36 protein-coding genes are annotated in these 22,811 nt (G+C 70.6%); 1 reads left to right on the top strand and 35 read right to left on the bottom strand.

The genetic code is table 11. The annotated features are described in order from the left end of the window. Positions 1-61: 61 nt before the first annotated feature. The 3 genes from ACFY3U_RS20020 to ACFY3U_RS20030 are packed head-to-tail and all read right to left on the bottom strand — an operon-like array spanning position 62 to position 3,177. The gene (locus ACFY3U_RS20020; RefSeq protein ID WP_387203585.1) at positions 62-859 is read right to left on the bottom strand and encodes a nucleotidyltransferase domain-containing protein; all 798 of its coding nucleotides are present in this window, start codon (positions 857-859) and stop codon (positions 62-64) included. After that, a complete protein-coding gene (locus ACFY3U_RS20025; RefSeq protein WP_387203588.1) occupies positions 856-2,532 on the bottom strand; it encodes an ATP-binding cassette domain-containing protein in 1,677 nt (558 codons plus the stop codon). The genes ACFY3U_RS20020 and ACFY3U_RS20025 overlap by 4 nt, the downstream gene beginning before the upstream one ends. 42 nt (positions 2,533-2,574) lie before the next feature. Further along, positions 2,575-3,177 (bottom strand): class I SAM-dependent methyltransferase, encoded by a 603-nt coding sequence (locus ACFY3U_RS20030; RefSeq protein ID WP_387203590.1) that lies wholly within the window; start codon positions 3,175-3,177, stop codon positions 2,575-2,577. A 124-nt stretch (positions 3,178-3,301) separates the two neighbouring features. Between ACFY3U_RS20030 and ACFY3U_RS20035 the strand changes: the two genes are divergently transcribed. Further along, positions 3,302-4,426 carry a hypothetical protein gene (locus ACFY3U_RS20035; protein ID WP_387203593.1) on the top strand — a complete coding sequence of 375 codons (1,125 nt, stop codon included), beginning with the start codon at positions 3,302-3,304 and terminating at the stop codon, positions 4,424-4,426. Positions 4,427-4,577: 151 nt separating this feature from the next. Here the strand turns inward: ACFY3U_RS20035 and truA are convergent, their stop codons facing one another. The 32 genes from truA to rplC form a co-directional block, all read right to left on the bottom strand. Beyond that, positions 4,578-5,408: a tRNA pseudouridine(38-40) synthase TruA gene (gene truA / locus ACFY3U_RS20040; RefSeq protein WP_387203596.1), complete on the bottom strand. Its 831-nt coding sequence runs from the start codon at positions 5,406-5,408 to the stop codon at positions 4,578-4,580. Between the two features lie 71 nt (positions 5,409-5,479). Beyond that, positions 5,480-6,055, bottom strand: coding sequence for a 50S ribosomal protein L17 (rplQ, locus tag ACFY3U_RS20045; RefSeq protein ID WP_387203599.1), 576 nt, complete (start codon positions 6,053-6,055; stop codon positions 5,480-5,482). Positions 6,056-6,089: 34 nt separating this feature from the next. Beyond that, a complete protein-coding gene (locus tag ACFY3U_RS20050; RefSeq protein WP_387203602.1) occupies positions 6,090-7,112 on the bottom strand; it encodes a DNA-directed RNA polymerase subunit alpha in 1,023 nt (340 codons plus the stop codon). A 98-nt stretch (positions 7,113-7,210) separates the two neighbouring features. Next, positions 7,211-7,837 carry a 30S ribosomal protein S4 gene (gene rpsD, locus ACFY3U_RS20055; protein WP_387203605.1) on the bottom strand — a complete coding sequence of 209 codons (627 nt, stop codon included), beginning with the start codon at positions 7,835-7,837 and terminating at the stop codon, positions 7,211-7,213. Between the two features lie 14 nt (positions 7,838-7,851). Continuing rightward, positions 7,852-8,259, bottom strand: coding sequence for a 30S ribosomal protein S11 (rpsK, locus tag ACFY3U_RS20060; RefSeq protein ID WP_030329919.1), 408 nt, complete (start codon positions 8,257-8,259; stop codon positions 7,852-7,854). 18 nt (positions 8,260-8,277) lie between these two features. Further along, positions 8,278-8,658, bottom strand: coding sequence for a 30S ribosomal protein S13 (gene rpsM / locus ACFY3U_RS20065; protein ID WP_387203608.1), 381 nt, complete (start codon positions 8,656-8,658; stop codon positions 8,278-8,280). Between the two features lie 271 nt (positions 8,659-8,929). Further along, the gene (gene rpmJ, locus ACFY3U_RS20070; protein WP_012184307.1) at positions 8,930-9,043 is read right to left on the bottom strand and encodes a 50S ribosomal protein L36; all 114 of its coding nucleotides are present in this window, start codon (positions 9,041-9,043) and stop codon (positions 8,930-8,932) included. A gap of 93 nt (positions 9,044-9,136) precedes the next feature. Beyond that, entirely contained in the window at positions 9,137-9,358 is a 222-nt protein-coding gene (infA, locus tag ACFY3U_RS20075; protein ID WP_007073013.1) for a translation initiation factor IF-1, read from the bottom strand. A 265-nt stretch (positions 9,359-9,623) separates the two neighbouring features. Then, complete coding sequence (locus ACFY3U_RS20080; RefSeq protein ID WP_387203611.1) at positions 9,624-10,112, bottom strand: DUF1707 domain-containing protein; 489 nt, start codon at positions 10,110-10,112, stop codon at positions 9,624-9,626. A gap of 103 nt (positions 10,113-10,215) precedes the next feature. Beyond that, positions 10,216-11,067 (bottom strand): type I methionyl aminopeptidase, encoded by an 852-nt coding sequence (map, locus tag ACFY3U_RS20085; RefSeq protein ID WP_387203614.1) that lies wholly within the window; start codon positions 11,065-11,067, stop codon positions 10,216-10,218. Between the two features lie 93 nt (positions 11,068-11,160). Continuing rightward, positions 11,161-11,814, bottom strand: coding sequence for an adenylate kinase (locus tag ACFY3U_RS20090; RefSeq protein ID WP_387203617.1), 654 nt, complete (start codon positions 11,812-11,814; stop codon positions 11,161-11,163). After that, positions 11,815-13,143, bottom strand: a complete 1,329-nt coding sequence (secY, locus tag ACFY3U_RS20095) for a preprotein translocase subunit SecY (RefSeq protein WP_387203619.1) — start codon at positions 13,141-13,143, stop codon at positions 11,815-11,817. Between the two features lie 243 nt (positions 13,144-13,386). Beyond that, positions 13,387-13,830: a 50S ribosomal protein L15 gene (gene rplO, locus ACFY3U_RS20100; protein WP_387203622.1), complete on the bottom strand. Its 444-nt coding sequence runs from the start codon at positions 13,828-13,830 to the stop codon at positions 13,387-13,389. Then, positions 13,830-14,012: a 50S ribosomal protein L30 gene (gene rpmD / locus ACFY3U_RS20105; protein ID WP_088973235.1), complete on the bottom strand. Its 183-nt coding sequence runs from the start codon at positions 14,010-14,012 to the stop codon at positions 13,830-13,832. Before rpmD ends, rplO begins: the two co-directional genes overlap by 1 nt. Then, positions 14,012-14,626: a 30S ribosomal protein S5 gene (gene rpsE / locus ACFY3U_RS20110; protein WP_091290339.1), complete on the bottom strand. Its 615-nt coding sequence runs from the start codon at positions 14,624-14,626 to the stop codon at positions 14,012-14,014. The genes rpmD and rpsE overlap by 1 nt, the downstream gene beginning before the upstream one ends. A gap of 33 nt (positions 14,627-14,659) precedes the next feature. Then, a complete protein-coding gene (gene rplR, locus ACFY3U_RS20115; RefSeq protein ID WP_181518401.1) occupies positions 14,660-15,037 on the bottom strand; it encodes a 50S ribosomal protein L18 in 378 nt (125 codons plus the stop codon). Positions 15,038-15,116: 79 nt separating this feature from the next. Next, complete coding sequence (gene rplF, locus ACFY3U_RS20120) at positions 15,117-15,659, bottom strand: 50S ribosomal protein L6 (protein ID WP_088973237.1); 543 nt, start codon at positions 15,657-15,659, stop codon at positions 15,117-15,119. A 16-nt stretch (positions 15,660-15,675) separates the two neighbouring features. After that, positions 15,676-16,083, bottom strand: a complete 408-nt coding sequence (rpsH, locus tag ACFY3U_RS20125; RefSeq protein ID WP_013288624.1) for a 30S ribosomal protein S8 — start codon at positions 16,081-16,083, stop codon at positions 15,676-15,678. 96 nt (positions 16,084-16,179) lie between these two features. Beyond that, entirely contained in the window at positions 16,180-16,365 is a 186-nt protein-coding gene (locus ACFY3U_RS20130; RefSeq protein ID WP_007073023.1) for a type Z 30S ribosomal protein S14, read from the bottom strand. A 1-nt stretch (position 16,366) separates the two neighbouring features. Continuing rightward, a complete protein-coding gene (rplE, locus tag ACFY3U_RS20135; RefSeq protein WP_387203626.1) occupies positions 16,367-16,936 on the bottom strand; it encodes a 50S ribosomal protein L5 in 570 nt (189 codons plus the stop codon). Then, positions 16,936-17,256 (bottom strand): 50S ribosomal protein L24, encoded by a 321-nt coding sequence (rplX, locus tag ACFY3U_RS20140; protein ID WP_387203629.1) that lies wholly within the window; start codon positions 17,254-17,256, stop codon positions 16,936-16,938. Before rplX ends, rplE begins: the two co-directional genes overlap by 1 nt. Next, positions 17,253-17,621, bottom strand: coding sequence for a 50S ribosomal protein L14 (gene rplN, locus ACFY3U_RS20145; RefSeq protein WP_007465279.1), 369 nt, complete (start codon positions 17,619-17,621; stop codon positions 17,253-17,255). The genes rplX and rplN overlap by 4 nt, the downstream gene beginning before the upstream one ends. Before the next feature lie 97 nt (positions 17,622-17,718). Beyond that, positions 17,719-17,997, bottom strand: coding sequence for a 30S ribosomal protein S17 (gene rpsQ / locus ACFY3U_RS20150; protein ID WP_387203632.1), 279 nt, complete (start codon positions 17,995-17,997; stop codon positions 17,719-17,721). Then, the gene (rpmC, locus tag ACFY3U_RS20155; RefSeq protein ID WP_007073028.1) at positions 17,994-18,230 is read right to left on the bottom strand and encodes a 50S ribosomal protein L29; all 237 of its coding nucleotides are present in this window, start codon (positions 18,228-18,230) and stop codon (positions 17,994-17,996) included. The genes rpsQ and rpmC overlap by 4 nt, the downstream gene beginning before the upstream one ends. Continuing rightward, complete coding sequence (rplP, locus tag ACFY3U_RS20160) at positions 18,230-18,655, bottom strand: 50S ribosomal protein L16 (protein ID WP_043965519.1); 426 nt, start codon at positions 18,653-18,655, stop codon at positions 18,230-18,232. Before rplP ends, rpmC begins: the two co-directional genes overlap by 1 nt. A gap of 3 nt (positions 18,656-18,658) precedes the next feature. Beyond that, positions 18,659-19,546: a 30S ribosomal protein S3 gene (rpsC, locus tag ACFY3U_RS20165; protein ID WP_387203635.1), complete on the bottom strand. Its 888-nt coding sequence runs from the start codon at positions 19,544-19,546 to the stop codon at positions 18,659-18,661. After that, a complete protein-coding gene (gene rplV / locus ACFY3U_RS20170; RefSeq protein ID WP_387203637.1) occupies positions 19,546-20,004 on the bottom strand; it encodes a 50S ribosomal protein L22 in 459 nt (152 codons plus the stop codon). Before rplV ends, rpsC begins: the two co-directional genes overlap by 1 nt. Before the next feature lie 40 nt (positions 20,005-20,044). Then, complete coding sequence (rpsS, locus tag ACFY3U_RS20175) at positions 20,045-20,326, bottom strand: 30S ribosomal protein S19 (protein ID WP_091627706.1); 282 nt, start codon at positions 20,324-20,326, stop codon at positions 20,045-20,047. Positions 20,327-20,338: 12 nt separating this feature from the next. Then, positions 20,339-21,178 (bottom strand): 50S ribosomal protein L2, encoded by an 840-nt coding sequence (gene rplB / locus ACFY3U_RS20180; protein WP_387203640.1) that lies wholly within the window; start codon positions 21,176-21,178, stop codon positions 20,339-20,341. A gap of 12 nt (positions 21,179-21,190) precedes the next feature. After that, positions 21,191-21,493, bottom strand: coding sequence for a 50S ribosomal protein L23 (gene rplW, locus ACFY3U_RS20185; RefSeq protein ID WP_067301418.1), 303 nt, complete (start codon positions 21,491-21,493; stop codon positions 21,191-21,193). Then, a complete protein-coding gene (gene rplD / locus ACFY3U_RS20190) occupies positions 21,490-22,140 on the bottom strand; it encodes a 50S ribosomal protein L4 (RefSeq protein ID WP_387203644.1) in 651 nt (216 codons plus the stop codon). The genes rplW and rplD overlap by 4 nt, the downstream gene beginning before the upstream one ends. Next, positions 22,137-22,802, bottom strand: coding sequence for a 50S ribosomal protein L3 (gene rplC / locus ACFY3U_RS20195; RefSeq protein ID WP_387203647.1), 666 nt, complete (start codon positions 22,800-22,802; stop codon positions 22,137-22,139). Before rplC ends, rplD begins: the two co-directional genes overlap by 4 nt. Positions 22,803-22,811 lie beyond the last annotated feature (9 nt).

A 22,811-nucleotide genomic window follows, 5' to 3' on the forward strand; every position in this document is an offset into this window, starting at 1 on the left:
GCCGCCCCGGCACGCCGGGCAGCACGGTCGGCGCCGACAGGCACGCGCCGGCGCCGGGCGCTCAGCCGAGCACGTCGGCGGCCAGCCGCCGCGCGTCGGCCAGCGTGCGGGCCAGCTCCTCCGGCTCGCGGCCGACCGCGCCGAGCAGTCCCTGCGCCCGGGCGGCGAAGTCGGGTGGCGCCCCGGGCAGTCGCCCGGCTGAGGCGATCATGCCCTTCTCGTTGACCAGCCACCGGCCGGCCCGGCCGTGCAGCGCCTGGACCAGCACCCCGACCGCCCGGAACAGGCAGCCCGCCACGTACCCGGCGTCACCGCCCGGGGCGCCCTTCGCCGCCGCGTCCAGCAGGAGACCCGCCTCCCAGCCGCCGGCCACCAGGGCCTCCCCCAGCGCCGCCGGGTAGCCGACGGTCTCCGTACGCAGCGCGGTCAGCTCCCCGGTGGGGTCGCCGAGCAGCCGACCCAGCGCCAGCTCCCCGGCGTACGCGTGGGAGTAGAAGCCGAGCGGGTGCCCGGCCTGCACGCCCACGGTGTAGCGGCCGGCCAAACAGTCCGCCCAGACGCCGCGCACCCGGTCCAGGTCCCGGTAGATCCAGTCCACCGCCACCCCGCCGACCCGCAACCAGCCACCCCCGTCGACCCAGGGCCCCCAGCCCCCCGGCGCGGTGAGCTCCACCGCGCCGTCGGCGACCGTGGCCGCCACCGGCCGCAGGCCGGCGACGTCGAGTGCGCCCCGGTAGTAGAGGCCAAGGTCCCAGTCGGAGTCGGGCCGGTGCTCGCCGCGCGCCCGGCTGCCGCCGAGCGCCACGCCGACCACCCCGTCCACCGCGCAGAGCCGGTCGACCAGCGCGTCGTCGATCATCGGACGTCCCACACCGGCTCCGGTGTCTCCACCACCTCGCCGTCGCCGCGGAACAGCACGAACCGGTCGAACGACCGGGTGAACCAGCGGTCGTGGGTGACCGCCACCACCGTCCCGGCGAACGCGGCCAGCCCCGCCTCCAACGCCTCGGCGGAGGCCAGGTCGAGGTTGTCGGTCGGCTCGTCGAGCAGCAGCAGGGTCGCGCCGGACAGCTCCAGCAGCAGCACCAGGAAGCGCGCCTGCTGACCGCCGGAGAGGGTGCCGAACCGCTGGTCGCCCTGGCCGGCCAGCTCGTACCGGCTCAGTGCGGCCATCGCCGCGTGCCGGTCCATCCCCCGCCGGTGCTCGTCGCCGCGCCAGAGGATCTCGACCAGCGTCCGGTCCGTCAGCTCCGGGCGGTCATGGGTCTGCGAGAAGTGCCCGGGGCGGACCCGCGCCCCGAGCCGGGCCACCCCGTCGTGGGTGACCGGGGTGAGCGCCGCCGCGCCGACCGGGGTCTGCGCCGGCTCCGGGTCGGTGCCGCCGCGGGCCAGCAGCCGCAGGAAGTGCGACTTGCCGGTGCCGTTGGCGCCGAGCACGGCGACCCGGTCGCCGTACCAGAGCTCCAGGTCGAAGGGGTAGGTCAGGCCGTCCAGCTCGAGCTGCTCGCAGATCACCGCGCGCTTGCCGGTCCGCCCGCCGGCCAGCTGCATCCGGATGTCCTGGTCCTTCGGGGGTACGGGCGGCGGCCCGGCCTGCTCGAACTTGCGCAGCCGGGTCTGCGCGGCCTGGTACCGGGAGGCCATCCCGTCGTTGTACGCCGCCTTCTGCTTGTACATCAGCATCAGCTCACGCAGCTTCTGGTGCTCCTCGTCCCAGCGCCGGCGCAGCTCGTCCAGCCGGGCGTGCCGGGCCACCCGGGCGTCGTACCAGCTCGCGAAGCCGCCCGGGTGCACCCAGGCGCTGCCGCCCTCGACGGCCACCACCCGGTCGGCGGTCTGCGCCAGCAGCTCCCGGTCGTGCGAGACGTACAGCACCGACTTGGCCGACTCGCGCAGCCGCGCCTCCAGCCAGCGCTTGCCGGGCACGTCGAGGAAGTTGTCCGGCTCGTCCAGCAGCAGCACCTCGTCGGTGCCGCGGATCAGCAGCTCCAGGGCGAAGCGCTTCTGCTGACCGCCGGAGAGGGTCCGCACCGGACGGTCCCGGACGGCGTCCCAGGGTAGGTCGAGCACGATGGTGGCGACGGTGTCGAAGAGCACCTCGGCGTCGTACCCCCCGGACTCGCCCCAGGCGGCCAGCGCGTCCGCGTACGCCAGCTGGGCCTTGCCGGCGGCGGTGCTGAACCTGCCGCGGGCCTCGGCCGCCCGCATGGCCGCCTCGGTCGCGGCGAGCCGCCGACCGGCGTCGCGCAGCGCCGGCGGGGCGAGCGACAGCGCCAGGTCGGCCAGCGCGGACTCGTCGCCGATCATGCCGATGAACTGCCGCATCACGCCGAGGCCGCCGGAGCGGGCTACCCCGCCGGCGGGCACCGGCAGGTCGCCGGCGACCATCCGCAGCAGCGTCGTCTTGCCGGCGCCGTTCGGCCCGACCAGCGCGACCTTGGCGCCGTCGCCGACCCGGAACGACACGTCGGCGAAGAGCTCCCGACCGTCGGGCAGGGTGTACCCGACCCCTGCCACGTCCACGTATCCCACGCCCGGCATCCTGCCCGAGCGACCGGCGCGGACGACAGTCGATTACCGGGTGACCCGCAGAACCCGGTAGCCCTTCTGGCTGGCGTACCGCTCGACCTGCCAGCCCTCGCCGACCAGCCACTGGTGCAGCGAGTCGCCCCCCAGGTGCCGGGCCACCACCAGCCAGGCCGTGCCGTCCGGGGCGAGCCGGGGCAGCCAGCGGCGCAACAGCTCGTGCAGCTCCGCCTTGCCGATCCGGATCGGCGGGTTGGACCAGATCTGGGCGAAGATAACGTCGGCGGGCACCTCGTCGGGGGCCACCGCGCGGACCCGGTCGGCGGCGCCGACCCGCGCGGCGTTCGCGGCGGTCAGCGCCCGGGCCCGCTCGTTGACGTCCACCGCCCACACGGTGGCGGTCGGCGCCACGTCGGCCAGCACGCAGCTGATCGGCCCGAAGCCGGAGCCGATGTCGAGCAGGTCGCCGCCGGCGTCCACGGGCAGCTCCGCCTTGCGCAGCAGGACCGCGGTGCCCGGGTCGAGCCGGCTGGAGGAGAAGACCCCACCGGCGGAGGCGAGCGTGTAGTCGCGCCCGGCGGCGGAGAACTCCACCTCGCGCGGGTGCGCCGCGGCGGTGGGCTCGGCCGTGAAGTAGTGGTCGCCGGTCACTACGGCATTCTCCCATCGGGCCGGCAGCGGCCTGCGACCGCCTCGGCGGCCGACATCGACGCGCCACGAACCACAATTTCCCATTATTACCCCCGAAAGGGATAATCGGTCCTACTCTGGCGACATGGTGTATCGGTACCAGTCCGATGAGGACGCATTCGCGGAGTACCCTCCGCCCGGAGCCGAGCTGGCGGAAGTGCCCGCCGGCTCGACCGCGCCGGCCGGCCCCTCCCCGTCCCGCTTCCCCACCCCGTCGCTGCCGCGCGCCGCGCGGCCCGCGCCGCCGGCCGCCGCGACCATCCCGGTGCGCTCGTCCTTCCAACCGGGACCGACCCGATCGGGGTACGCCCCGACCGAGCCCCTGGACCTGCCCCGCTCCCGCCGCGCCGGTGGCGGAGGCGGCGGCCGGATGTGGCAGGTGGTGATCGGCGGCGCCGCCGTGCTGGTGCTGCTCGGGCTCGCCGGCCTCGGCACGGCCGCCCTGCTCGTCGACCGGACCACCGACGACCCCGCGGTGCAGGAGACCCAGGCGGCGCCGGCCGACCGTCCCAGCGCCGCCGCGCCGTCGACCGCGCCGTCCCCGCAGGGGCTCGACTCCCGGCAGAGCGACCCCCAGCCGCTCACCGCCAAGGAGGTCTTCCCCGGCAGCAAACTGGTGATCGGCCCGAACCGGTCGGCGTACCCGGTGCTCAAGACGCAGGCGGGCCGCGACTGCGCGGTGGCGGCCACCGGCGAGGTCGCCGGCCTGCTGGTGCGGCTCGGCTGCAATCAGGTGGTCCGGGCCACCCTGCGCTCGCCGGACGACGACTACCTGGCCACCGCCGGCCTGTTCAACCTGACCGACGCGGCCAACGCCGACCGGGCCCGGGAGCGCATCCGGCAGCTGCTCGACCAGCGCAAGGGCCGGTTCCGCGGGATGCCCGCCGACGACGACACCGCCGCCATCGCCACCGCCGCGGCCCGCGTCGGCTGGCAGGTACGCGGCCACTACGTCGCCTACTGCCTGGTCACCCGCGCGGACGGCGAAGCCCTGGCGGCCGGCGACACCAACATCCGGGCGATCATCTCGGACCTGATCGAGCTGCACCTCAACCGCGTGGTCCTCGACCGGCGCGCCAACGGCGGCAGCGTCGTCCAGCCCGGCGCGAGCGCGGCGGCGACCAGCCCGTCCACCCGCCGGACCACCGATCCGGACACCGGCTCGCGCTCGAACACCGACGACAGCCCGGACGAACTGCCCGGCAACTGACGGCACCGCACGCGGCCCGGTCCGGTTCGCCGGCCCGGGCCGCCTGCCGTCCGGCCCCGGCGCGGATCCCCCGGTCACCACGCTGGTCGCCGTCCCCGGCCCGGGGTCCGCTCAGGACTCGGCTGGCAGCCGTCCCCGGCCCGGGCTCCGGTCAGGACTCGGCGGGTAGCCGAAGGCGGCGGGTCTGGTCCGCGCGGCGGGCGTACTCGGCCGGGTCGTCCGGGTAGCCGACCGCGACCAGGGTCAGCCCGTGCGCCGGCGCCACGGTCACCTCGCTGGAGCGTTCCCGCCGGGTGAGCAGGCCGGCCGGCCACTCGACGGGGCGCCGGCCGTCCCCCGCGACCAGCATCGCGCCGACCAGGCTGCGCACCATCGCCTGGCAGAACGCGTCCGCCTGGACGGTGGCCACCAGGATGCCGTCCGGGTCGCGTCGCCAGTCCAGCCGGGTCACCTCGCGCAGCGTGGTGGCGTGCTCCTTGCGGCGGCAGTACGCCGCGAAGTCGTGCTCCCCCACCAGCCCTGCCGCCGCGGCGTTCAGCGCGGGCAGCTCCAGCGGCCGCGGCCAGCCGAGGGTGTCGTGCCGCCGCAGCGGCTCGGCGCCCCAGGGGACGTCGGTGACCCGATACTCGTACCGGCGGAAGGTCGCCGAGAACCGGGCGTCGAAGTCGGCCGGCACCTCGGTCATCGCGCGTACCCGCACGTCGCCGGGGAGCAGCCGGGCCAGGCGGCGCAGCAACCGGCCGTCGTGCTCCCGCCAGACCGCGGCCGGCAGGTCGAGGTGGCAGACCTGCCCGGTGGCGTGCACCCCGGCGTCGGTCCGCCCGGCGACGGTCAGCCCGGTCGCGGTGCCCGCGCCGAGCACCAGGTCGAGCGTCTGCACGAGCACCCCGGCCACGGTGCGCCGGGTGGGCTGGGCGGCCCAGCCGGAGAAGTCGGTGCCGTCGTACGCCACGTCCAGCCGCAGCCGGATCCGCTCGTCCACCTCGTACCTCCTCAATGCCGTCGGGCCCGGCACCCCGTGAGGGATGCCGGGCCCGACGACGCTGCCTGAGCTCAGGCCTTGTTCTCGGTGTTCTCGGTGTTCTCGGCGGCCTCGTCGCTGTCCTCGCGGGCGGCGGCGGTGTCACCGGTGGCCGAGACCGGGGCCTCGGAGTCCTGGTCGGCCGGGGCCGACTCGGGGGCCTCGTCGGCCGGGGCGAGCGCCTCGACCTTGTCCTGCTGCGCGGCCTTGCGGGCGGCGGTCTTCTTGTTCACCTTCGGCTCGGCGACCTGAAGCTCCTCCACCAGCTCGATGATGGCCATCGGCGCGTTGTCACCCTTGCGCGGAGCGGTCTTCACGATCCGGGTGTAACCGCCGGGGCGGTTGGCGAACCGGGGCGCGATCTCGCCGAACAGGGCGTAGACGACGTCCTTGTCCTTGACGACACCCGCCACCCGACGCCGGGAGGCGAGGTCGCCCCGCTTGGCCTTGGTGATGAGCTGCTCGGCCAGCGGACGCAGCCGCCGGGCCTTCGTCTCGGTGGTCTGGATCTTGCCGTGCTGGAACAGCGCGGTGGCCAGGTTGGCCAGCATCAGCCGCTCGTGCGCGGGGCTGCCGCCGAGGCGGGGGCCCTTGGTGGGCGTGGGCATGCTTGGTGCTCCTCAGGTGTGGCGGCAGCGCGGACTAGAGCTGCTCGGTCTCGCGGTAGTCGTCGGTGTCGTAGTCGGCCTCGCCGAAGGTGTCCACGACGTTCGCCGGGTCGAAGTTCGGGGCCGAGTCCTTCAGCCCGAGACCCATCCCGGCGAGCTTCATCTTGACCTCGTCGATCGACTTCTGACCGAAGTTGCGGATGTCGAGGAGGTCGGCCTCGGTACGCCCGATGAGCTCACCAACGGAGTTGATGCCCTCGCGCTTGAGGCAGTTGTAGGAGCGGACGGTGAGGTCCAGCTCCTCGATCGGCAGAGCCAGGTCCGCCGCCAGCTGGGCGTCCTGCGGGGACGGCCCGATGTCGATGCCCTCGGCGGTCTCGTCCAGCTCCCGGGCCAGCCCGAAGAGCTCCACCAGCGTCGAGCCGGCCGAGGCCAGCGCGGTCCGCGGACCCATCGACGGCTTGGTCTCGACGTCGATGATCAGCCGGTCGAAGTCGGTCCGCTGCTCGACGCGGGTCGCCTCGACCCGGTACGTCACCTTGAGCACCGGCGAGTAGATCGAGTCGACCGGGATCCGGCCGATCTCGGCGCCCGCCTGCTTATTCTGCGCCGCGGTCACGTAGCCGCGACCCCGCTCGACGGTCAGCTCCATGTCGAGCCGGCCCTTGCCGTTCAGGGTGGCGAGCTTCAGGTCCGGGTTGTGCACCGAGACACCGGCCGGCGGCTGGATGTCACCGGCGGTCACGTCCCCCGGGCCCTGCTTGCGCAGGTACATGCTGACCGGCTCGTCGTGCTCGGAGCTGACGCAGAGCTCCTTGATGTTCATGACGAGCTCGACCACGTCCTCCTTGACACCGGGGATCGTGGTGAACTCGTGCAGCACACCGTCGACCTTGATCGAGGTGACCGCCGCGCCCGGGATGGACGACAGCAGCGTACGACGCAGCGAGTTGCCCAGGGTGTAGCCGAAACCGGGCTCCAGCGGCTCGATGGTGAACCGGGACCGGGTCTCGTTGATCGACTCCTCGGAGAGGGAGGGTCGCTGGCTGATGAGCATGTCTTCTTCTCTCTTCCGGGGCGCCCGCTATTTGACGCCCACGACACAAACTGTTCCGGTGGCCCGCCCCCGGAAGGGCGGGCCACCGCAACGAGCCCCTACTTGGAGTAGAGCTCGACGATCAGCTGCTCCTGGACCTGGGTGTCGATCACCTGGCGGGCCGGGAGCGAGTGCACGAGAACCTTCATCTGGCTCGGGATGGCCTCGAGCCACGCCGGAACCGTCTTCGAGCCGGCCTGGGCCTGCGCGACGACGAACGGCGTGAGCTCCTTGCTCTTGCCCCGGACCTCGACGATGTCGTGCTCCTTGACGCGGTACGACGGGATGTCGACCTTCTTGCCGTTCACCGTGAAGTGACCGTGCTTCACCAGCTGGCGCGCCATGTCGCGCGAGGAGGCGAAGCCGGCCCGGTAGACGACGTTGTCGAGCCGCGACTCGAGGATCTGCAGGAGGACCTCACCGGTCTTGGCCTGCTTGCCCACGGCCTCTTCGTAGTAGCCGCGGAACTGCTTCTCCAGCACGCCGTAGACCCGACGCGCCTTCTGCTTCTCACGGAGCTGGAGCAGGTACTCCGTCTCCTTCGTGCGGCCGCGGCCGTGCTGCCCGGGCGGGAACGGCCGGGACTCGAACGGGCACTTCGGGCCATCGCACTTGCTGCCCTTGAGGAACAGCTTCATCTTCTCCCGCCGGCAACGGCGGCAGTCAGCACCGGTGTAACGAGCCATCTCTCTCTAACCTCTCAGACCCGACGACGCTTCGGCGGACGGCACCCGTTGTGCGGCTGCGGGGTGACGTCGGCGATCTGGCCGACCTCGAGGCCCACGGCCTGCAGCGAGCGGATGGCGGTCTCCCGGCCGGAGCCGGGGCCCTTGACGAACACGTCGACCTTGCGCATGCCGTGCTCCATGGCCCGACGCGCGGCGGCCTCGGCAGCCAGCTGCGCGGCGAACGGAGTCGACTTGCGGGAGCCCTTGAAGCCAACCTGGCCGGCGGAGGCCCAGGAGATGACCGCACCGGTCGGGTCCGTGATGGACACGATGGTGTTGTTGAAGGTGCTCTTGATGTGCGCCTGCCCGTGGGCGACGTTCTTGCGTTCCTTGCGCCGGACCTTCTTGACAGCGGCTCCGGCACGAGCCTTCGGTGGCATAAGTCTTCTGCGCTCCTATTACTTCTTGCCGGGCTTCTTCTTGCCGGCGACGGTCCGCTTCGGGCCCTTGCGGGTACGCGCGTTGGTCTTGGTGCGCTGACCACGCACCGGCAGACCGCGGCGGTGCCGGATACCGGCGTAGCAGCCGATCTCGACCTTGCGGCGGATGTCAGCGGCGACCTCGCGGCGCAGGTCGCCTTCAACCTTGTAGTTGCCCTCGATGTGGTTCCGGAGCTGGACCAGCTCCTCGTCCGTGAGGTCACGGGCGCGCTTGTCCGGCGAGATGCCGGTGGCGGCCAGGGTCTCCAGGGCGCGGGTACGGCCGAGCCCGAAGATGTAGGTGAGCGCGATCTCCATCCGCTTCTCGCGGGGGAGGTCCACGCCGACTAGACGTGCCATGTGCGGGCGTACTCCTCGTGATGTTGTGGCGGAGGTGTGGACCCGTCCCACCCCGCTACCGACCGTCCCTGTCCTTCCGGCGCTGTCAGCGCCGGCGACCGGGATCGGTCGCTGCCCGAGCGGGCCCCGGCCTCCGACCGGGGGTCAACCACGACCGCGGTACGCGCTGCGCACCCTGGCGTGGCTGGGACGAGCTGGTGACGTGTGTCGTCGGGGATCTGCGGTGCCCTGGCCATCCCACCGGCCGCTGCCCGCGGTCGGTGGGGACGGATCAGCCCTGGCGCTGCTTGTGGCGCGGGTCGGTGCAGATCACCATGACCCGGCCGTGCCGGCGAATGACCCGGCACTTGTTGCAGATCCTCTTGACGCTCGGCTTGACCTTCACGGTTGCCTTACTTCCCATCTGGCCCGGCGACGCGGTTCACCGCGACTCCGGACGTCGAAGACGGACACGGGGACGTCCCGGCCGCCGTCAGGCTTACTTGTAGCGGTAGACGATGCGCCCGCGGGTCAGGTCGTACGGCGAGAGCTCGACGACGACCCGGTCCTCCGGCAGGATGCGGATGTAGTGCTGCCGCATCTTGCCGCTGATGTGAGCCAGCACCTTGTGACCGTTCGCGAGCTCCACCCGGAACATTGCGTTCGGCAGGGGCTCGATGACTCGACCCTCGATCTCGATGGCTCCGTCTTTTTTCGGCATGTCCTCCGCTGTCCTGACGTCGGTTACTCCGGACGGCTCACAACGTCTTACACGGGCTGCCGAGGTGACTCGGTGGCCCGCGCCAGCCGCGGCTCCGACTCCCACCGAAGCGCAGGGCGGGCATGCCGGAGTGGACGCTGTGCGCCGATCTGAAAGTGTACGCCCGACCTCGGGCGGTCGCCAAACCGGCCACCGGCACGTCACCCCGCGGCGGCGGAAGCGTGGTACCTGTCACACCCGGTATCCCTGCCCGGGCCGGACCGCGTCAGTGGCCGCCCGGCCGGCGATGGCGCCAATGTCCCCCGTTCGCGCTGCGCATCAGCAACAGCGCACCCCAGGGGCCGAGCACCCAGGCCGGCCAGAAGTAGAGCAGCTCCTTGCTTCCCAGCGAGCTGATCGCCCAGATGGCGATGACGATGGCGGCCGTGCGCAGCCAGGGCGCCCAGATCTCGCCGAGCCCGCCGGACGGGTGCGCGAGGGCACCGTGCGGCTGGGCGGCGCTCTCCGTCGCGATCGGGGTCCCGTGCTCGACGGGCGGCCGCGGCGCCAGGGCGGACCGATCCTGCGGCGCCGGGCCGGGCAGGTCGGTCACCACCGACCGCAGCTCGCCGTAGGTCTTCGCCTCGTACGCCCGCCGGAGCCGGTCGTCGTACTCGTGCAGGTCGAGTCGGCCCTCCTCGACAGCGAGCCGAAGCCGCTCGGCGACCTCGTGCCGGTCGACATCCGCCGCGCGCATGCCCTCACGCTCGTCCATGCCGGCAAGCATGTCACCCGTTCGCCAGCCCCTGCCGCCCGCATACCGGACCCACGTGTCGGAACCTCGCCCGGTACGGGTGTCCCGGCCGCCGTCGGGGTGGTCAGCCGGCCGGGGAGATCGCCGGCTGGCGCGCGGTGACCAGGTCACCGAGGCGGGCCCGGCCCCCGTCGACGGCGGTCAGCACCCAGACGCCGTCGGCCAGGATGGCCATCGAGTGCTCGACGTGCGCCGCCATCGACCGGTCCCGGGTGATCACGGTCCACCCGTCGGAGAGCTCGACGGTACGCGGTGAGCCCATGGTGATCATCGGCTCGATGGCGAGCGCCAGCCCGGGCACCAGGCGGGGGCCCTTGCCCGGCCGGCCGTGGTTGAGCACGTGCGGGTCCTGGTGCATCTCGGTGCCGATGCCGTGGCCGCCGTAACCGTCGACGATGCCGTACCGGCCGCCCCGGCGGACCGCGTTCTCCACCGCGTGCGAGATGTCGGTGAGCCGGCCCTTGCCGCTCGCGGCACCCCGGGCGGCCGCGGCGATGCCGGCCCACATCGCGTCCTCGGCGACTCCTGCCATCTTCAGCAGCGCCGGGTCGACCTCGCCGACGCCGACGGTGATGGCGGAGTCGCCGTGCCAGCCGTCCAGCACCGCGCCGCAGTCGATCGAGATCAGGTCACCGTCGCGGAGCACCTGGTCGGCGGCGGGGATGGCGTGCACCACCTGCTCGTTGACCGACGAGCAGATCGACGCGGGGAACCCGTGGTAGCCCTTGAACGAGGGCACCGCCCCGGCCTCGCGGATCGTCGACTCGGCGATCGCGTCCAGGTCGGCGGTGCTGACCCCGGGCGCCACCGCCTCGCGCATCCGGCGCAGGGCCTCGGCGACCACCAGACCGGCGGCGCGCATCTTCTCGATCTGGTCGGGGGTCTTCAGCTGGATGTCCAGCTGGGGACGGCGCATGGAGCGGTTACCTTTCGTTGCCGAACAGCGAAACAGCGGGGCACGTCTCGCGTACCCCGCCGTTCACACTCTATCCGCCGGTCCGTGGTGCGGTCAGCCGCCGTACGAGCGCAGTGCGTCGATGGCGCGGACGGTCACGTCCTCCACCGGGCCGGTGGCGTCGATGCCCACCAGCTTGCCCTGGGCGCCGTAGTAGTCGACCAGCGGAGCGGTCTTCTCGGCGTACTCCCGCAGCCGGGCGGCGATGGTCTCCGGCTTGTCGTCGTCCCGCTGGAACAGCTCGGCGCCGCACCGGTCGCAGACGCCCTCGCGGGTGGTCGCGTCGAACTCGACGTGCCAGATCTTGCCGCAGCCCCGGCAGGTGCGCCGGCCGGACAGCCGCCGGATCACCTCGTCGTCGTCGACCACCAGCTCCAGCACCAGGTCCAGCGCGCTACCCAGGTCTGCCAGGAGCTTGTCCAGCTCGGCGGCCTGCGGCGTGGTGCGCGGGAAGCCGTCGAGGAGGAAGCCCTCGCCGGCGTCCGGCTCGGCGAGCCGGTCCCGGACCATGTTGATCGTGACGTCGTCCGGAACCAGCTTGCCGGCGTCCATGTAGCGCTTCGCCTCGACCCCCAGCGGCGTGCCCTGGGAGACGTTGGCCCGGAAGATGTCGCCGGTCGAGATCTTCGGCACCGAGAGGTGGGCGGCGATGAACTCCGCCTGTGTGCCCTTGCCCGCGCCCGGCGGGCCAACCAGAACGAGTCGCATCTACCGCAGGAACCCTTCGTAGTTCCGCTGCATGAGTTGGCTCTCGATCTGCTTCACGGTCTCCAGACCGACGCCGACCATGATGAGCACAGCGGTGCCGCCGAACGGGAAGTTCTGGAACTGCTGGCTGTTCAGCCAGATGAAGAAGAAGTTCGGCAGGATCGCGATGATGCCCAGATAGAGCGCGCCCGGCAGGGTGATCCGGCTGAGGATGAAGTCGAGGTACTCGGCGGTCGGCTTGCCGGGCCGGATGCCCGGCACGAAGCCGCCGTACTTCTTCATGTTGTCGGCGACCTCGGTCGGGTTGAACGTGATCGACACGTAGAAGTACGTGAAGAAGATGATCAGCAGGAAGTAGATGATGATGTGCTCGGGCGCGCTGGCCTTGACGATGTGGTTCTGGATCCAGGCCTGGGTCTTGCCCGGGTTGTTCGGGTCGAAGAACTGCAGCGCCAGCTGCGGCAGGTAGAGCAGCGACGAGGCGAAGATGACCGGGATGACGCCGGCCTGGTTGACCTTGAGCGGGATGTAGGTCGAGGTGCCGCCGTACATCCGCCGGCCGATCATCCGCTTGGCGTACTGGACCGGGATCCGGCGCTGCGCCTGCTCGATGAAGCAGACCGCGGTGATGACCAGCAGCACCAGCGCGAGCACCAGGGCGAACTTACCCCAGCCCTCGTTGGTCTTGATCTTCCAGCCCTCGCTGGGCAGGCGGGCCGCGATCGAGGTGAAGATCAGCACGGACATGCCGTTGCCGACGCCCCGGTCGGTGATCAGCTCACCGAGCCACATCACCATGCCGGTGCCGGCGGTCATCGTCATGACCAGGACGCCCAGCGTCAGCCAGTTCGGCAGGCCGGTGCCCTCGGGGATGATCGGGAACTGGTCGCAGCGGTTCTGGAACAGCTGCCCGGAGCGGGCCAGCGCCACGAACGCGGACGACTGCAGGATGCCCAGGCCCAGGGTGAGGTACCGGGTGTACTGGGTGATCTTCGCCTGGCCGGCCTGGCCCTCCTTGCGGAGCTGCTCCAGCCGGGGGATGACCACCGTCAGCAGCTGCAGGATGATCGACGCGGTGATGTAGGGCATGATGCCCAGCGCGAAGACCGACAGCTGCAGCAGCGCGCCGCCGGAGAAGAGGTCGAGCAGGTTCAGCACCCCGGTGGTGTCGCCCTGCAGCGAGTCGAGGCACTTCTGCACGTTGCCGTACGAGACGCCGGGGCTGGGCAGAGTCGCGCCGAGCCGGTAGACCGCGATGATGCCTACCGTGAACAGCAGCTTCTTGCGCAGGTCAGGCGTACGGAACGCACTGAGAAAGGCGGACAGCAACTTCTTCCTCCTGCGCGAGGCGGGCCGCCGGGCATCCCTGGCGGGTCGGGGTGGGTGCCGGGCGAGCGCCCGATATCCATAGCTGGGAAGGGACTCTAACAGCCCCGTCCCGGCCCGGGCAGGTGTGCCCGGCTACATAAACCGGATCCGATGTTACCTGGCGCACACGGTTCGGGCGCCGGCCGGGTAGCGCACGACGCCCGCCCAGTTGCGGACAACTGAGCGGGCGTCACGTGGTGCGTCCTACAGCTCGGTGACGGAGCCACCGGCGGCGGTGATCTTCTCCTTGGCCGACGCGCTGAACGCGTTCGCCGACACCTGGAGCGCCACGCCGCCGAGGTCGCCGGTGCCGAGCACCTTGACCGGGTGGCCCTTGCGGACCGCGCCGACCTCGACCAGCTCCTGCGGGCCGACCTGGCCGCCGTTCGGGAACAGCTCGGCGAGCCGGTCCAGGTTGACCACCTGGAAGACGACCTTGAACTTGTTCTTGAAGCCCTTCATCTTCGGCAGGCGCATGTGGATGGGCATCTGCCCACCCTCGAACGCCGCCGAGATGTTCTTGCGGGCCTTGGAACCCTTGGTACCGCGACCGGCGGTCTTGCCCTTGGAGCCCTCACCGCGACCCACCCGGGTCTTCGCGGTCTTGGCACCCGGGGCCGGGCGCAGGTGGTGAACCTTGATCGTCATTACTCGACCTCCTCGACCTTCACGAGGTGGTTGACCTTGAAGATCATGCCCCGAATCTCGGGACGGTCCTCCTTGACCACCACGTCGTTGATCCGCTTGAGGCCGAGCGAACGCAGCGACTCACGCTGGTTGTGCTTGGCCCCGATCTCGGACCGGAGCTGGGTGACCTTCAGGCGAGCCATCAGGACGCCACCCCCGCCCGCGACGCCAGCATCGCCGCCGGCGCCACGTCCTCCACCGGGAGGCCACGACGCGCCGCGACCTGCTCCGGGGACTCGAGGCCCTTCAGAGCCGCCACGGTGGCGTGCACGATGTTGATCGGGTTGGACGAGCCGAGGCTCTTGGAGAGCACGTCGTGGATGCCCGCGCACTCCAGCACGGCGCGGACCGGACCACCGGCGATGACACCCGTACCGGCCGAGGCCGGCTTGAGCAGAACCACACCGGCGGCGTCCTCGCCCTGCACCGGGTGCGGGATCGACTGACCGATCCGCGGCACCTTGAAGAAGTGCTTCTTGGCCTCCTCGACACCCTTGGCGATCGCCGCGGGCACCTCCTTGGCCTTTCCGTAGCCCACGCCGACGGTGCCGTCGCCGTCGCCCACGATCACCAGGGCGGTGAAGCTGAAGCGACGACCACCCTTCACGACCTTGGCGACGCGGTTGATCGCGACGACCCGCTCGAGGTGCGGGGTCTTCTCGACGGGCGCGTTTCCGCGGCCGCCCTCACGGCGGTTGTCGCGGCGACCACCCTCGTTGCCACCGGACCCGCCGCCACGGCGCTGTTGACCTGGCATCAGCAGCCTTCCTTATCTCTCGTGACGGGGTTTCTAGAACTCGAGCCCGGCTTCGCGGGCGGCATCGGCAAGCGCGGCGACCCGCCCCGCGTACCGGTTGCCACCGCGGTCGAAGACGACCTTGGAGACGCCGGCGGCCTTGGCCCGCTCGGCGAGCAGCGCGCCCACCTTGCCGGCGAGGGCGCTCTTGTCGCCCTCGGCACCGCGCAGCGAGGCGTCCAGGGTCGACGCCGACGCCAGGGTGTGACCCTTGGTGTCGTCGACGACCTGGGCGACCATGTGCCGCAGGGAGCGGGTGACCACCAGGCGGGGACGCTCGGCGGTGCCGCTGACGTTCTTGCGGACCCGGAAGTGCCGACGCGCACGCCCGACGGCGCGCTTGGCGGCGACGCCGCGGCGGCGCTTGAGCAGCGTGGCGCTCACTTCTTACCTGCCTTTCGGATGGCCTCACGGCCGGCGGATGACCTCGCCTTGTTGCTAGCGATGGCGGTCACTTCTTGCCCGCCTTTCCAGCCTTGCGGCGGATGACCTCGCCCTGGTACTTGACGCCCTTGCCCTTGTAGGGCTCCGGCGGGCGGATCTTCCGGATGTTGGCGGCGACCTCACCGACCTGCTGCTTGTCGATGCCGGCCACGTGGAACAGGGTCGGCCGCTCCACCGTGAAGGTGATGCCGTCCGGGGCCGGAACGACCACCGGGTGCGAGAACCCGAGCGCGAACTCCAGGTCCTTGCCCTTGGCGGTCACCCGGTAACCGGTGCCGGCGATCTCCAGGCTCTTGCGGTAGCCCTCGGTCACCCCGACGATCATGTTGGCGACCAGGGTACGGCTCAGGCCGTGCAGCTCCTTGGCCTTGCGCTCGTCGTTCGGCCGGTTGACGTGCAGCTGGCCGTCCTCGCCCCGCTCCGCCTTGATCGGCTCGGCGAGCGTGTGCGACAGCTCGCCCTTGGGGCCCTTGACCTTGACGGTCTGGCCCTCGATCGTGATGTCGACGCCGGAAGGCACCGGGATCGACTTACGTCCAATACGCGACATTTCTACCTGTCTCCCGTTACCAGACGAAGGCGAGGACTTCCCCGCCAACGCTCCGCTTGCGGGCCTGCCGGTCGGTGAGCAGCCCCTGGGACGTCGAAATGATCGCCACGCCCAGCCCGCCGAGCACCCGCGGGAGCCCGTCCGACTTGGCGTACACCCGGAGACCGGGCTTGGACACGCGCTTGATGCCGGCCAGGCTCCGCTCGCGGTTCTGGCCGTACTTCAGCTCGACGACCAGTCGCTTGCCGACGGCGCCCTCCTCGGGCTCCTCGACCGACCAGGTGGCGATGTAACCCTCGGCCTTGAGGACCTCGGCGATGTTCGCCTTGATCTTCGAGTAGGGCATCGTCACCCGGTCGTGGTACGCCTGGTTGGCGTTCCGCAGACGCGTGAGCATGTCTGCGATCGGGTCGGTCATCGTCATGAAATTCGTCAACCTTTCTCGCCGGGGTTCCCCGGGCACGGCCCAGGGCCTACGGCGAAGAGACAGTTCAGCTGACGCGCGAAGCGCGCCGGGCTATTACCAGGAAGCCTTGGACACGCCGGGCAGCTCACCGCGGTGGGCCATCTCCCGGATGCACACCCGGCAGAGACCGAACTTGCGGTAGACCGCCTTCGGACGCCCGCACCGCTGGCAGCGGGTGTACGCGCGAACCGAGAACTTCGGCTTCGCGGCCGCCTTGAGGATCAGCGCCTTCTTGGCCATCTCAGTTCTCCTTGAACGGGAAGCCCAGGAGCTTGAGCAGCGCCCGGCCCTCGTCGTCAGTCGTGGCGGTCGTGACCACCGTGATGTCCATGCCCCGCTGGCGATCGATCTTGTCCTGGTCGATCTCGTGGAACACCGACTGCTCGGTCAGGCCGAACGTGTAGTTGCCGTGCCCGTCGAGCTTGCGCCCGTCCAGGCCGCGGAAGTCGCGGATACGCGGCAGCGCGATCGACAGCAGCCGGTCCAGGAACTCCCACATCCGGTCGCCGCGAAGGGTGACCTTCGCGCCGATCGGCATGCCCTCACGCAGCTTGAACTGCGCGATGGACTTGGTGGCCCGACGCACCAGCGGCTTCTGGCCGGTGATGGTGGCCAGGTCCCGCACGGCGCCGTCGATCAGCTTGGCGTCCCGAGCGGCCTCGCCGACACCCATGTTGACGACGATCTTGACCAGGCCGGGCACCTGCATCGGGTTGCCGTAGCTGTACTGCTCCTGCAGCTTCGCCACGATCTCGTTACGGTACCGCTCCTTGAGGCGCGGCAGGGTCTTGGTTTCGGTAGCCGTGGTCATCACAGGTCCTTACCGGTGCTACGCGCGATGCGGACCTTCTGGCCGTTGTCGTCGATCCGGTAACCGACCCGGGTCGGCTTACCTTCGGAGTCCAGGATCTGCACGTTCGAGACGTGGATCGGGGCCTCCTGGGTGACGATGCCACCGGTCTTGGCGCCGCGCTGGGTGGTGCTGACGCGGGTGTGCTTCTTGACCCGGTTCACGCCCTCGACCAGGACCTTGTCCTGCCGCGGGTAGGCCGCGATGACCTTGCCCTTGGCGCCCTTGTCCTTACCGGCGATGACGACGACCGTGTCGCCCTTCTTGACCTTCACGGTCACAACACCTCCGGCGCGAGGGAAATGATCTTCATGAACCGCTTGTCCCGCAGCTCGCGGCCCACCGGGCCGAAGATGCGGGTACCGCGCGGGTCCCCGCCGTCCTTGATGATGACGGCGGCGTTCTCGTCGAAGCGGATGTACGAGCCGTCCGGGCGCCGCCTCTCCTTGGCGGTGCGGACGACGACCGCCTTGACGACGTCGCCCTTCTTCACACCGGCACCCGGGATCGCGTCCTTGACGGTGGCCACGATGACGTCGCCGATGCTCGCGTAGCGCCGACCGGAGCCACCGAGAACCCGGATGCACAGGATCTCCCGGGCACCCGTGTTGTCGGCGACGCGCAGTCGCGACTCCTGCTGAATCACGTCTATCTCCTATGTCTGCCGGTTCTCCGGCCGCCCGCGGGCGGCCGGAGCCTGGCGGAACCTCGCCCGACCGAATCCGGCCGAGCTCGAGCCTTCGCTACTTGGCCTTCTCGAGGATCTCCACGATCCGCCACCGCTTGGTGGCGGACAGCGGCCGGGTCTCCATGATCAGAACCCGGTCGCCGATGCCGGCGGCGTTCTGCTCGTCGTGCACCTTCAGCTTGCGGGTACGACGCATGATCTTGCCGTACAGCGCGTGCTTGACCCGGTCCTCGACCTCGACCACGATGGTCTTTTCCATCTTGTCGCTGACCACGAGGCCCTCACGGACCTTGCGGCTCGCGCGCACGGTGGCGGTCGCGTTCTCGTCACTCATGATGCAGTCACCTCAGTCGGCGCGGCCGAGAGACCCAGCTCGCGCTCACGCATGATCGTGTAGATCCGGGCGATCTCCCGACGGATGACCTGCAGCCGCCGGTTGTTGTCCAGCTGGCCGGTCGCGGCCTGCACGCGGAGGTTGAACAGCTCCGCCTTGGCCTCGCGCAGCTTCGTGACCAGCTCCTCCTCGGAGAGCTCACGCAGCTCGGAGGCCTTAACGCCCGCTGCCATCAGGATTCACCCACTTCGCGCGTAACAATGCGGCACTTCATCGGGAGCTTGTGGATCGCGCGACGCATCGCCTCTCGCGCGATCTGCTCGTTGGGGAAGGACATCTCGAAGAGAATCCGCCCCGGCTTCACGTTCGCCACCCACCACTCGGGCGAGCCCTTACCGGAACCCATCCGGGTCTCGGCCGGCTTCTTGGTGAGGGCCTGGTCCGGGAAGATCGAGATCCAGACCTTGCCGCCACGCTTGATGTGACGGGTCATCGCGATACGCGCCGACTCGATCTGGCGGTTGGTCACGTACGCCGGCTCAAGAGCCTGGATCCCGAACTCGCCGAACACCACCCGGTTGCCACCCTTGGACGCGCCGTGGCGGTCCGGGTGGTGCGGCTTGCGGAAGCCCTTCGGGGGCTTGCGCGGCATCAGCATCTGTCAGCCCTCCTGCTGCGTTTCTGCCGGCTGGGTACCCGCCGGAGCCGAAGCTGCCGCGGCGACCGCAGCGCTGTCGACCGGCTCGCCGGCCGGCGTCTCCGCCTGCTGCGCGATGGTGGTCGCGGCAGCCCGACCGGCCTCGGTGCCGCCGGCGGTCGTACCCGACGAACCCGACCGGCCACGACGCGGCCGCTCGGGCCGGTCACCGCGGTCGCGGCGCGGGCCGCGCGACGGCGCCGCCTCGGCCGGGGCCTCGCGGCCCGGCACGGCGTCACCCTTGTAGATCCACACCTTCACGCCGATCCGGCCGAAGGTGGTACGGGCCTCGAAGAAGCCGTACTCGATGTTGGCCCGCAGCGTGTGCAGCGGGACGCGACCCTCGCGGTAGAACTCGGTCCGGCTCATCTCGGCGCCGCCGAGACGGCCCGAGACCTGCACCCGGATGCCCTTGCAGACCGGGTTCTTCATCGCGGACTGCATCGCCTTGCGCATGGCCCGACGGAAGCTGACCCGGCTGGACAGCTGCTCGGCGACGCCCTGGGCGACCAGCTGCGCGTCCGACTCGGGGTTCTTCACCTCGATGATGTTCAGCTGGACCTGCTTGCCGGTGAGCTTCTCCAGCTCGCCGCGGATCCGGTCGGCCTCCGCACCCTTACGGCCGATGACGATGCCCGGCCGGGCGGTGTGGATGTCGACGCGGACCCGGTCCCGGGTGCGCTCGATGTCGACCTTGGAGATGCCGGCGCGCTCGAGGCCCTTGGACATCATCCGGCGGATCTTGACGTCCTCGCCGATGTAGTCCTTGTAGAGCTTGTCCGCGAACCAGCGGGACTTCCAGTCGGTCGAGATGCCGAGCCGGAACCCAGTGGGGTGAACCTTCTGACCCATTACTCGGCACCCTCCGTCGTGCTCTGCGCCTGCGCCGGCTCGGTCTGCTTCGCCGGAGCGGCCTTCTTCGCCGCCGCCTTCTTCGGCGTGGCCGGCGCGACCGCCTCCACCGCCACGGTGATGTGGCAGGTGCGCTTGCGGATCCGGTACGCCCGGCCCTGCGCCCGCGGCCGGAACCGCTTCATGGTCGGGCCCTCGTCGACGAACGCCTCGCTGACGAGCAGCGCGTCGGGGTCCAGCCGCTCGTTGTTCTCCGCGTTGGCGATCGCGCTCGCGAGCACCTTGTACACCTGCTCGCTCGCAGCCTGCGGCGCGAACTGCAGCACCGTGAGCGCCTCCTTCGCGGGCAGGCCGCGGACGAGGTTGACCACCCGGCGCGCCTTCATCGGCGAGATGCGCACGTGCCGCGCAACCGCCCGCGCGCCCGGAAGCACCGGAGCGTCGCCCTTTCCTGGCATCGCTGTAACCCCTTGTTCCTCTATCCGTATGCCCGCGGCGTCAGCGCCGACGGCTCTTCCGGTCGTCCTTCTCGTGACCCTTGAACGTGCGGGTCAGCGCGAACTCGCCGAGCTTGTGCCCGACCATCGCCTCGGTCACGAACACCGGGACGTGCTTGCGTCCGTCGTGCACGGCGATCGTGTGACCCAGCATGTCCGGGATGATCGTCGAGCGCCGCGACCAGGTCTTGATGACGTTCTTCGAGCCCTTGTCGTTCTGCGTCTCCACCTTCTTGAGCAGGTGGTCGTCGACGAACGGGCCCTTCTTCAGGCTGCGAGGCATGTCTTATCTCCCTCAGCCGCGCTTACGCGTGGCGTAGCGGCGGCGGACGATCAGCCGGTCACTCGGCTGGCCCTTACGACGGGTGCGGCCCTCGGGCTTACCCTGCGGGTTGACCGGGTGGCGACCACCGGAGGTCTTACCCTCACCACCACCGTGCGGGTGGTCGACCGGGTTCATGGCGACACCACGGACGGTCGGGCGCTTGCCCTTCCACCGCATCCGGCCGGCCTTGCCCCAGTTGATGTTCGACTGGTCGGCGTTGCCGATCTCGCCGACGCTCGCGCGGCAGCGGACGTCCACCCGCCGGATCTCGCCGGACGGCATGCGGAGGGTCGCGTACGCGCCCTCACGGCCGAGCAGCTGGATGCCGACGCCGGCCGAACGGGCCAGCTTGGCGCCACCGCCGGGGCGGAGCTCCACGTTGTGGATCGTGGTACCCACCGGGATGTTGCGCAGCGGGAGGTTGTTGCCCGGCTTGATGTCGGCGCCCGGACCGGACTCGACGCGGTCGCCCTGCTTCATGTCCTTCGGCGCGATGATGTACCGCTTCTCGCCGTCGGCGTAGTGCAGCAGCGCGATGCGCGCGGTGCGGTTCGGGTCGTACTCGATGTGGGCGACCTTCGCCGGGATGCCGTCCTTGTCGACCCGCTTGAAGTCGATCAGACGGTACTGGCGCTTGTGGCCGCCACCGTGGTGCCGCGTGGTGATCCGGCCGTGGGCGTTACGCCCGCCCTTCTTCGGCAGCGGAGCCAGCAGCGACTTCTCCGGCGTGGACCGGGTGATCTCGGCGAAGTCGGCGACGCTGGAGCCACGACGGCCCGGCGTCGTCGGCTTGTACTTACGGATAGCCATTGTCTACACCCCTCAGCTGACCGGGCCGCCGAAGGCCTCGATACGGTCTCCGTCAGCCAGCTTCACGATCGCCCGCTTGGTGGCCTTGCGCTGACCGAAGCCGGTCTTGGTGCGCTTGCGCTTGCCCTGGCGGTTGAGCGTGTTGACCGTCAGGACGCGGACGTTGAAGATCTGCTGGATAGCGATCTTGATCTCGGTCTTGTTCGCGTCCGGGTGCACCAGGAAGGTGTACCAGTTCCGGTTCAGCTCGCTGTAGCTCTTCTCCGAGACGACCGGCGCGACGATGACGTCACGCGGATCGGCGATCGTGCTCACTTGCCACCCTCCTCGGTGGTCTCGGCGGGCACGCCCAGGAACTCGTCCAGGGCGTCCTTGGTGAAGACCACGTCGTCGGCCACCAGCACGTCGTACGTGTTGAGCTGGCCGGCCTCGATCAGGTGCACCCGCTGCTCGTTGCGCAGCGACACCCAGTTCAGCTCGTCGGTGCTGGCCAGCACGACCAGGACCCGACGGGCCTCGGTCAGCTTGGCCAGGGTGGCCAGGGCCGCCTTGGTCGACGGCTTCTCGCCCGGGACGAACGCCTCGACGACGTGCACCTGGCCGGCGCGAGCCCGGTCGGAGAGGGCGCCACGCAGGGCGGCGGCCTTCATCTTCTTCGGGGTGCGCTGGCTGTAGTCGCGCGGGACCGGCCCGTGCACCACGCCACCGCCGGCGAACTGCGGCGCGCGGATCGAGCCCTGCCGGGCGCGACCGGTGCCCTTCTGCTTGTACGGCTTCTTGCCGCCGCCGGCGACCTCGCCGCGGGTCTTGACCTTGTGCGTGCCCTGCCGGGCCGCCGCGAGCTGAGCCACCACGACCTGGTGCATCAGCGCGACGTTGGCCTGGACGTCGAAGATGTCGGCCGGCAGCTCCACGGAGCCGCTCTTGGCGCCTTCGACGTTGAGGACGTCAACGGTGGTCACTTGGCCACACCGCCCTTCTTCGCCTTGGTCTTGGCCGCGGTGCGGACCAGGACCAGCGCGCCCTTCGGGCCGGGGATGGCGCCGCGGACGAGCAGGAGGTTGTTCTCGGTGTCGACCGCCTGGACGGTCAGGTTCTGGACGGTGTAGCGCACGCCACCCATCCGGCCGGCCATCCGGGTGCCCTTGAAGACACGACCCGGGGTGGCGCAGGCGCCGATGGAGCCCGGCGAGCGGTGCTTGCGCTCGACACCGTGGCTGGCGCGCAGACCGTGGAAGCCGTGCCGCTTCATCGGGCCGGCGTAGCCCTTGCCCTTGGTCTTGCCGGTGACGTCGATGGTCACGCCGGCCGGAAACTCCTCGACCGTGACCTCCTGGCCGAGCGAGTAGTCCGCGGCGTTCGACGTGCGCAGCTCGACGATGTGCCGGCGCGGCGCCACGTCCGCCTTCGCGTAGTGCCCGGCCAGCGGCTTCTTCGCCCTGCGCGGGTCGATCGTGCCGTAGGCCAGCTGGACCGCGGAGTAACCGTCCTTCTCGGCGCTACGAACCTGGCTGACGACGCACGGGCCGGCCTGAACCACGGTCACGGGCACAACACGGTTGTTGTCCCAGACCTGGGTCATGCCGAGCTTGGCGCCCAGGATCCCCTTGACTTGCCTGTCCATTTGTCCGAT

This window comes from Micromonospora sp. NPDC000089 (assembly GCF_042899365.1).
Taxonomy (GTDB): domain Bacteria; phylum Actinomycetota; class Actinomycetes; order Mycobacteriales; family Micromonosporaceae; genus Micromonospora.

Bases quoted from the DNA above. Each gene is read 5' to 3' on its own strand.
- ACFY3U_RS20020 (WP_387203585.1), bottom strand. From the start codon at position 859: ATGATCGACGACGCGCTGGTCGACCGGCTCTGCGCGGTGGACGGGGTG.
- ACFY3U_RS20035 (WP_387203593.1), top strand. From the start codon at position 3,302: ATGGTGTATCGGTACCAGTCCGATGAGGACGCATTCGCGGAGTACCCT.
- rplQ (WP_387203599.1), bottom strand. From the start codon at position 6,055: ATGCCCACGCCCACCAAGGGCCCCCGCCTCGGCGGCAGCCCCGCGCAC.
- ACFY3U_RS20050 (WP_387203602.1), bottom strand. From the start codon at position 7,112: ATGCTCATCAGCCAGCGACCCTCCCTCTCCGAGGAGTCGATCAACGAG.
- rpsD (WP_387203605.1), bottom strand. From the start codon at position 7,837: ATGGCTCGTTACACCGGTGCTGACTGCCGCCGTTGCCGGCGGGAGAAG.
- rpsK (WP_030329919.1), bottom strand. From the start codon at position 8,259: ATGCCACCGAAGGCTCGTGCCGGAGCCGCTGTCAAGAAGGTCCGGCGC.
- rpsM (WP_387203608.1), bottom strand. From the start codon at position 8,658: ATGGCACGTCTAGTCGGCGTGGACCTCCCCCGCGAGAAGCGGATGGAG.
- infA (WP_007073013.1), bottom strand. From the start codon at position 9,358: ATGCCGAAAAAAGACGGAGCCATCGAGATCGAGGGTCGAGTCATCGAG.
- ACFY3U_RS20080 (WP_387203611.1), bottom strand. From the start codon at position 10,112: ATGGACGAGCGTGAGGGCATGCGCGCGGCGGATGTCGACCGGCACGAG.
- map (WP_387203614.1), bottom strand. From the start codon at position 11,067: ATGCGCCGTCCCCAGCTGGACATCCAGCTGAAGACCCCCGACCAGATC.
- ACFY3U_RS20090 (WP_387203617.1), bottom strand. From the start codon at position 11,814: ATGCGACTCGTTCTGGTTGGCCCGCCGGGCGCGGGCAAGGGCACACAG.
- rplO (WP_387203622.1), bottom strand. From the start codon at position 13,830: ATGACGATCAAGGTTCACCACCTGCGCCCGGCCCCGGGTGCCAAGACC.
- rpmD (WP_088973235.1), bottom strand. From the start codon at position 14,012: ATGGCTCGCCTGAAGGTCACCCAGCTCCGGTCCGAGATCGGGGCCAAG.
- rpsE (WP_091290339.1), bottom strand. From the start codon at position 14,626: ATGCCAGGTCAACAGCGCCGTGGCGGCGGGTCCGGTGGCAACGAGGGT.
- rplF (WP_088973237.1), bottom strand. From the start codon at position 15,659: ATGTCGCGTATTGGACGTAAGTCGATCCCGGTGCCTTCCGGCGTCGAC.
- rpsH (WP_013288624.1), bottom strand. From the start codon at position 16,083: ATGACGATGACCGACCCGATCGCAGACATGCTCACGCGTCTGCGGAAC.
- ACFY3U_RS20130 (WP_007073023.1), bottom strand. From the start codon at position 16,365: ATGGCCAAGAAGGCGCTGATCCTCAAGGCGGCCGCGAAGCCGAAGTTC.
- rplE (WP_387203626.1), bottom strand. From the start codon at position 16,936: ATGACCACGGCTACCGAAACCAAGACCCTGCCGCGCCTCAAGGAGCGG.
- rpsQ (WP_387203632.1), bottom strand. From the start codon at position 17,997: ATGAGTGACGAGAACGCGACCGCCACCGTGCGCGCGAGCCGCAAGGTC.
- rpmC (WP_007073028.1), bottom strand. From the start codon at position 18,230: ATGGCAGCGGGCGTTAAGGCCTCCGAGCTGCGTGAGCTCTCCGAGGAG.
- rplP (WP_043965519.1), bottom strand. From the start codon at position 18,655: ATGCTGATGCCGCGCAAGCCCCCGAAGGGCTTCCGCAAGCCGCACCAC.
- rpsC (WP_387203635.1), bottom strand. From the start codon at position 19,546: ATGGGTCAGAAGGTTCACCCCACTGGGTTCCGGCTCGGCATCTCGACC.
- rplV (WP_387203637.1), bottom strand. From the start codon at position 20,004: ATGCCAGGAAAGGGCGACGCTCCGGTGCTTCCGGGCGCGCGGGCGGTT.
- rpsS (WP_091627706.1), bottom strand. From the start codon at position 20,326: ATGCCTCGCAGCCTGAAGAAGGGCCCGTTCGTCGACGACCACCTGCTC.
- rplB (WP_387203640.1), bottom strand. From the start codon at position 21,178: ATGGCTATCCGTAAGTACAAGCCGACGACGCCGGGCCGTCGTGGCTCC.
- rplC (WP_387203647.1), bottom strand. From the start codon at position 22,802: ATGGACAGGCAAGTCAAGGGGATCCTGGGCGCCAAGCTCGGCATGACC.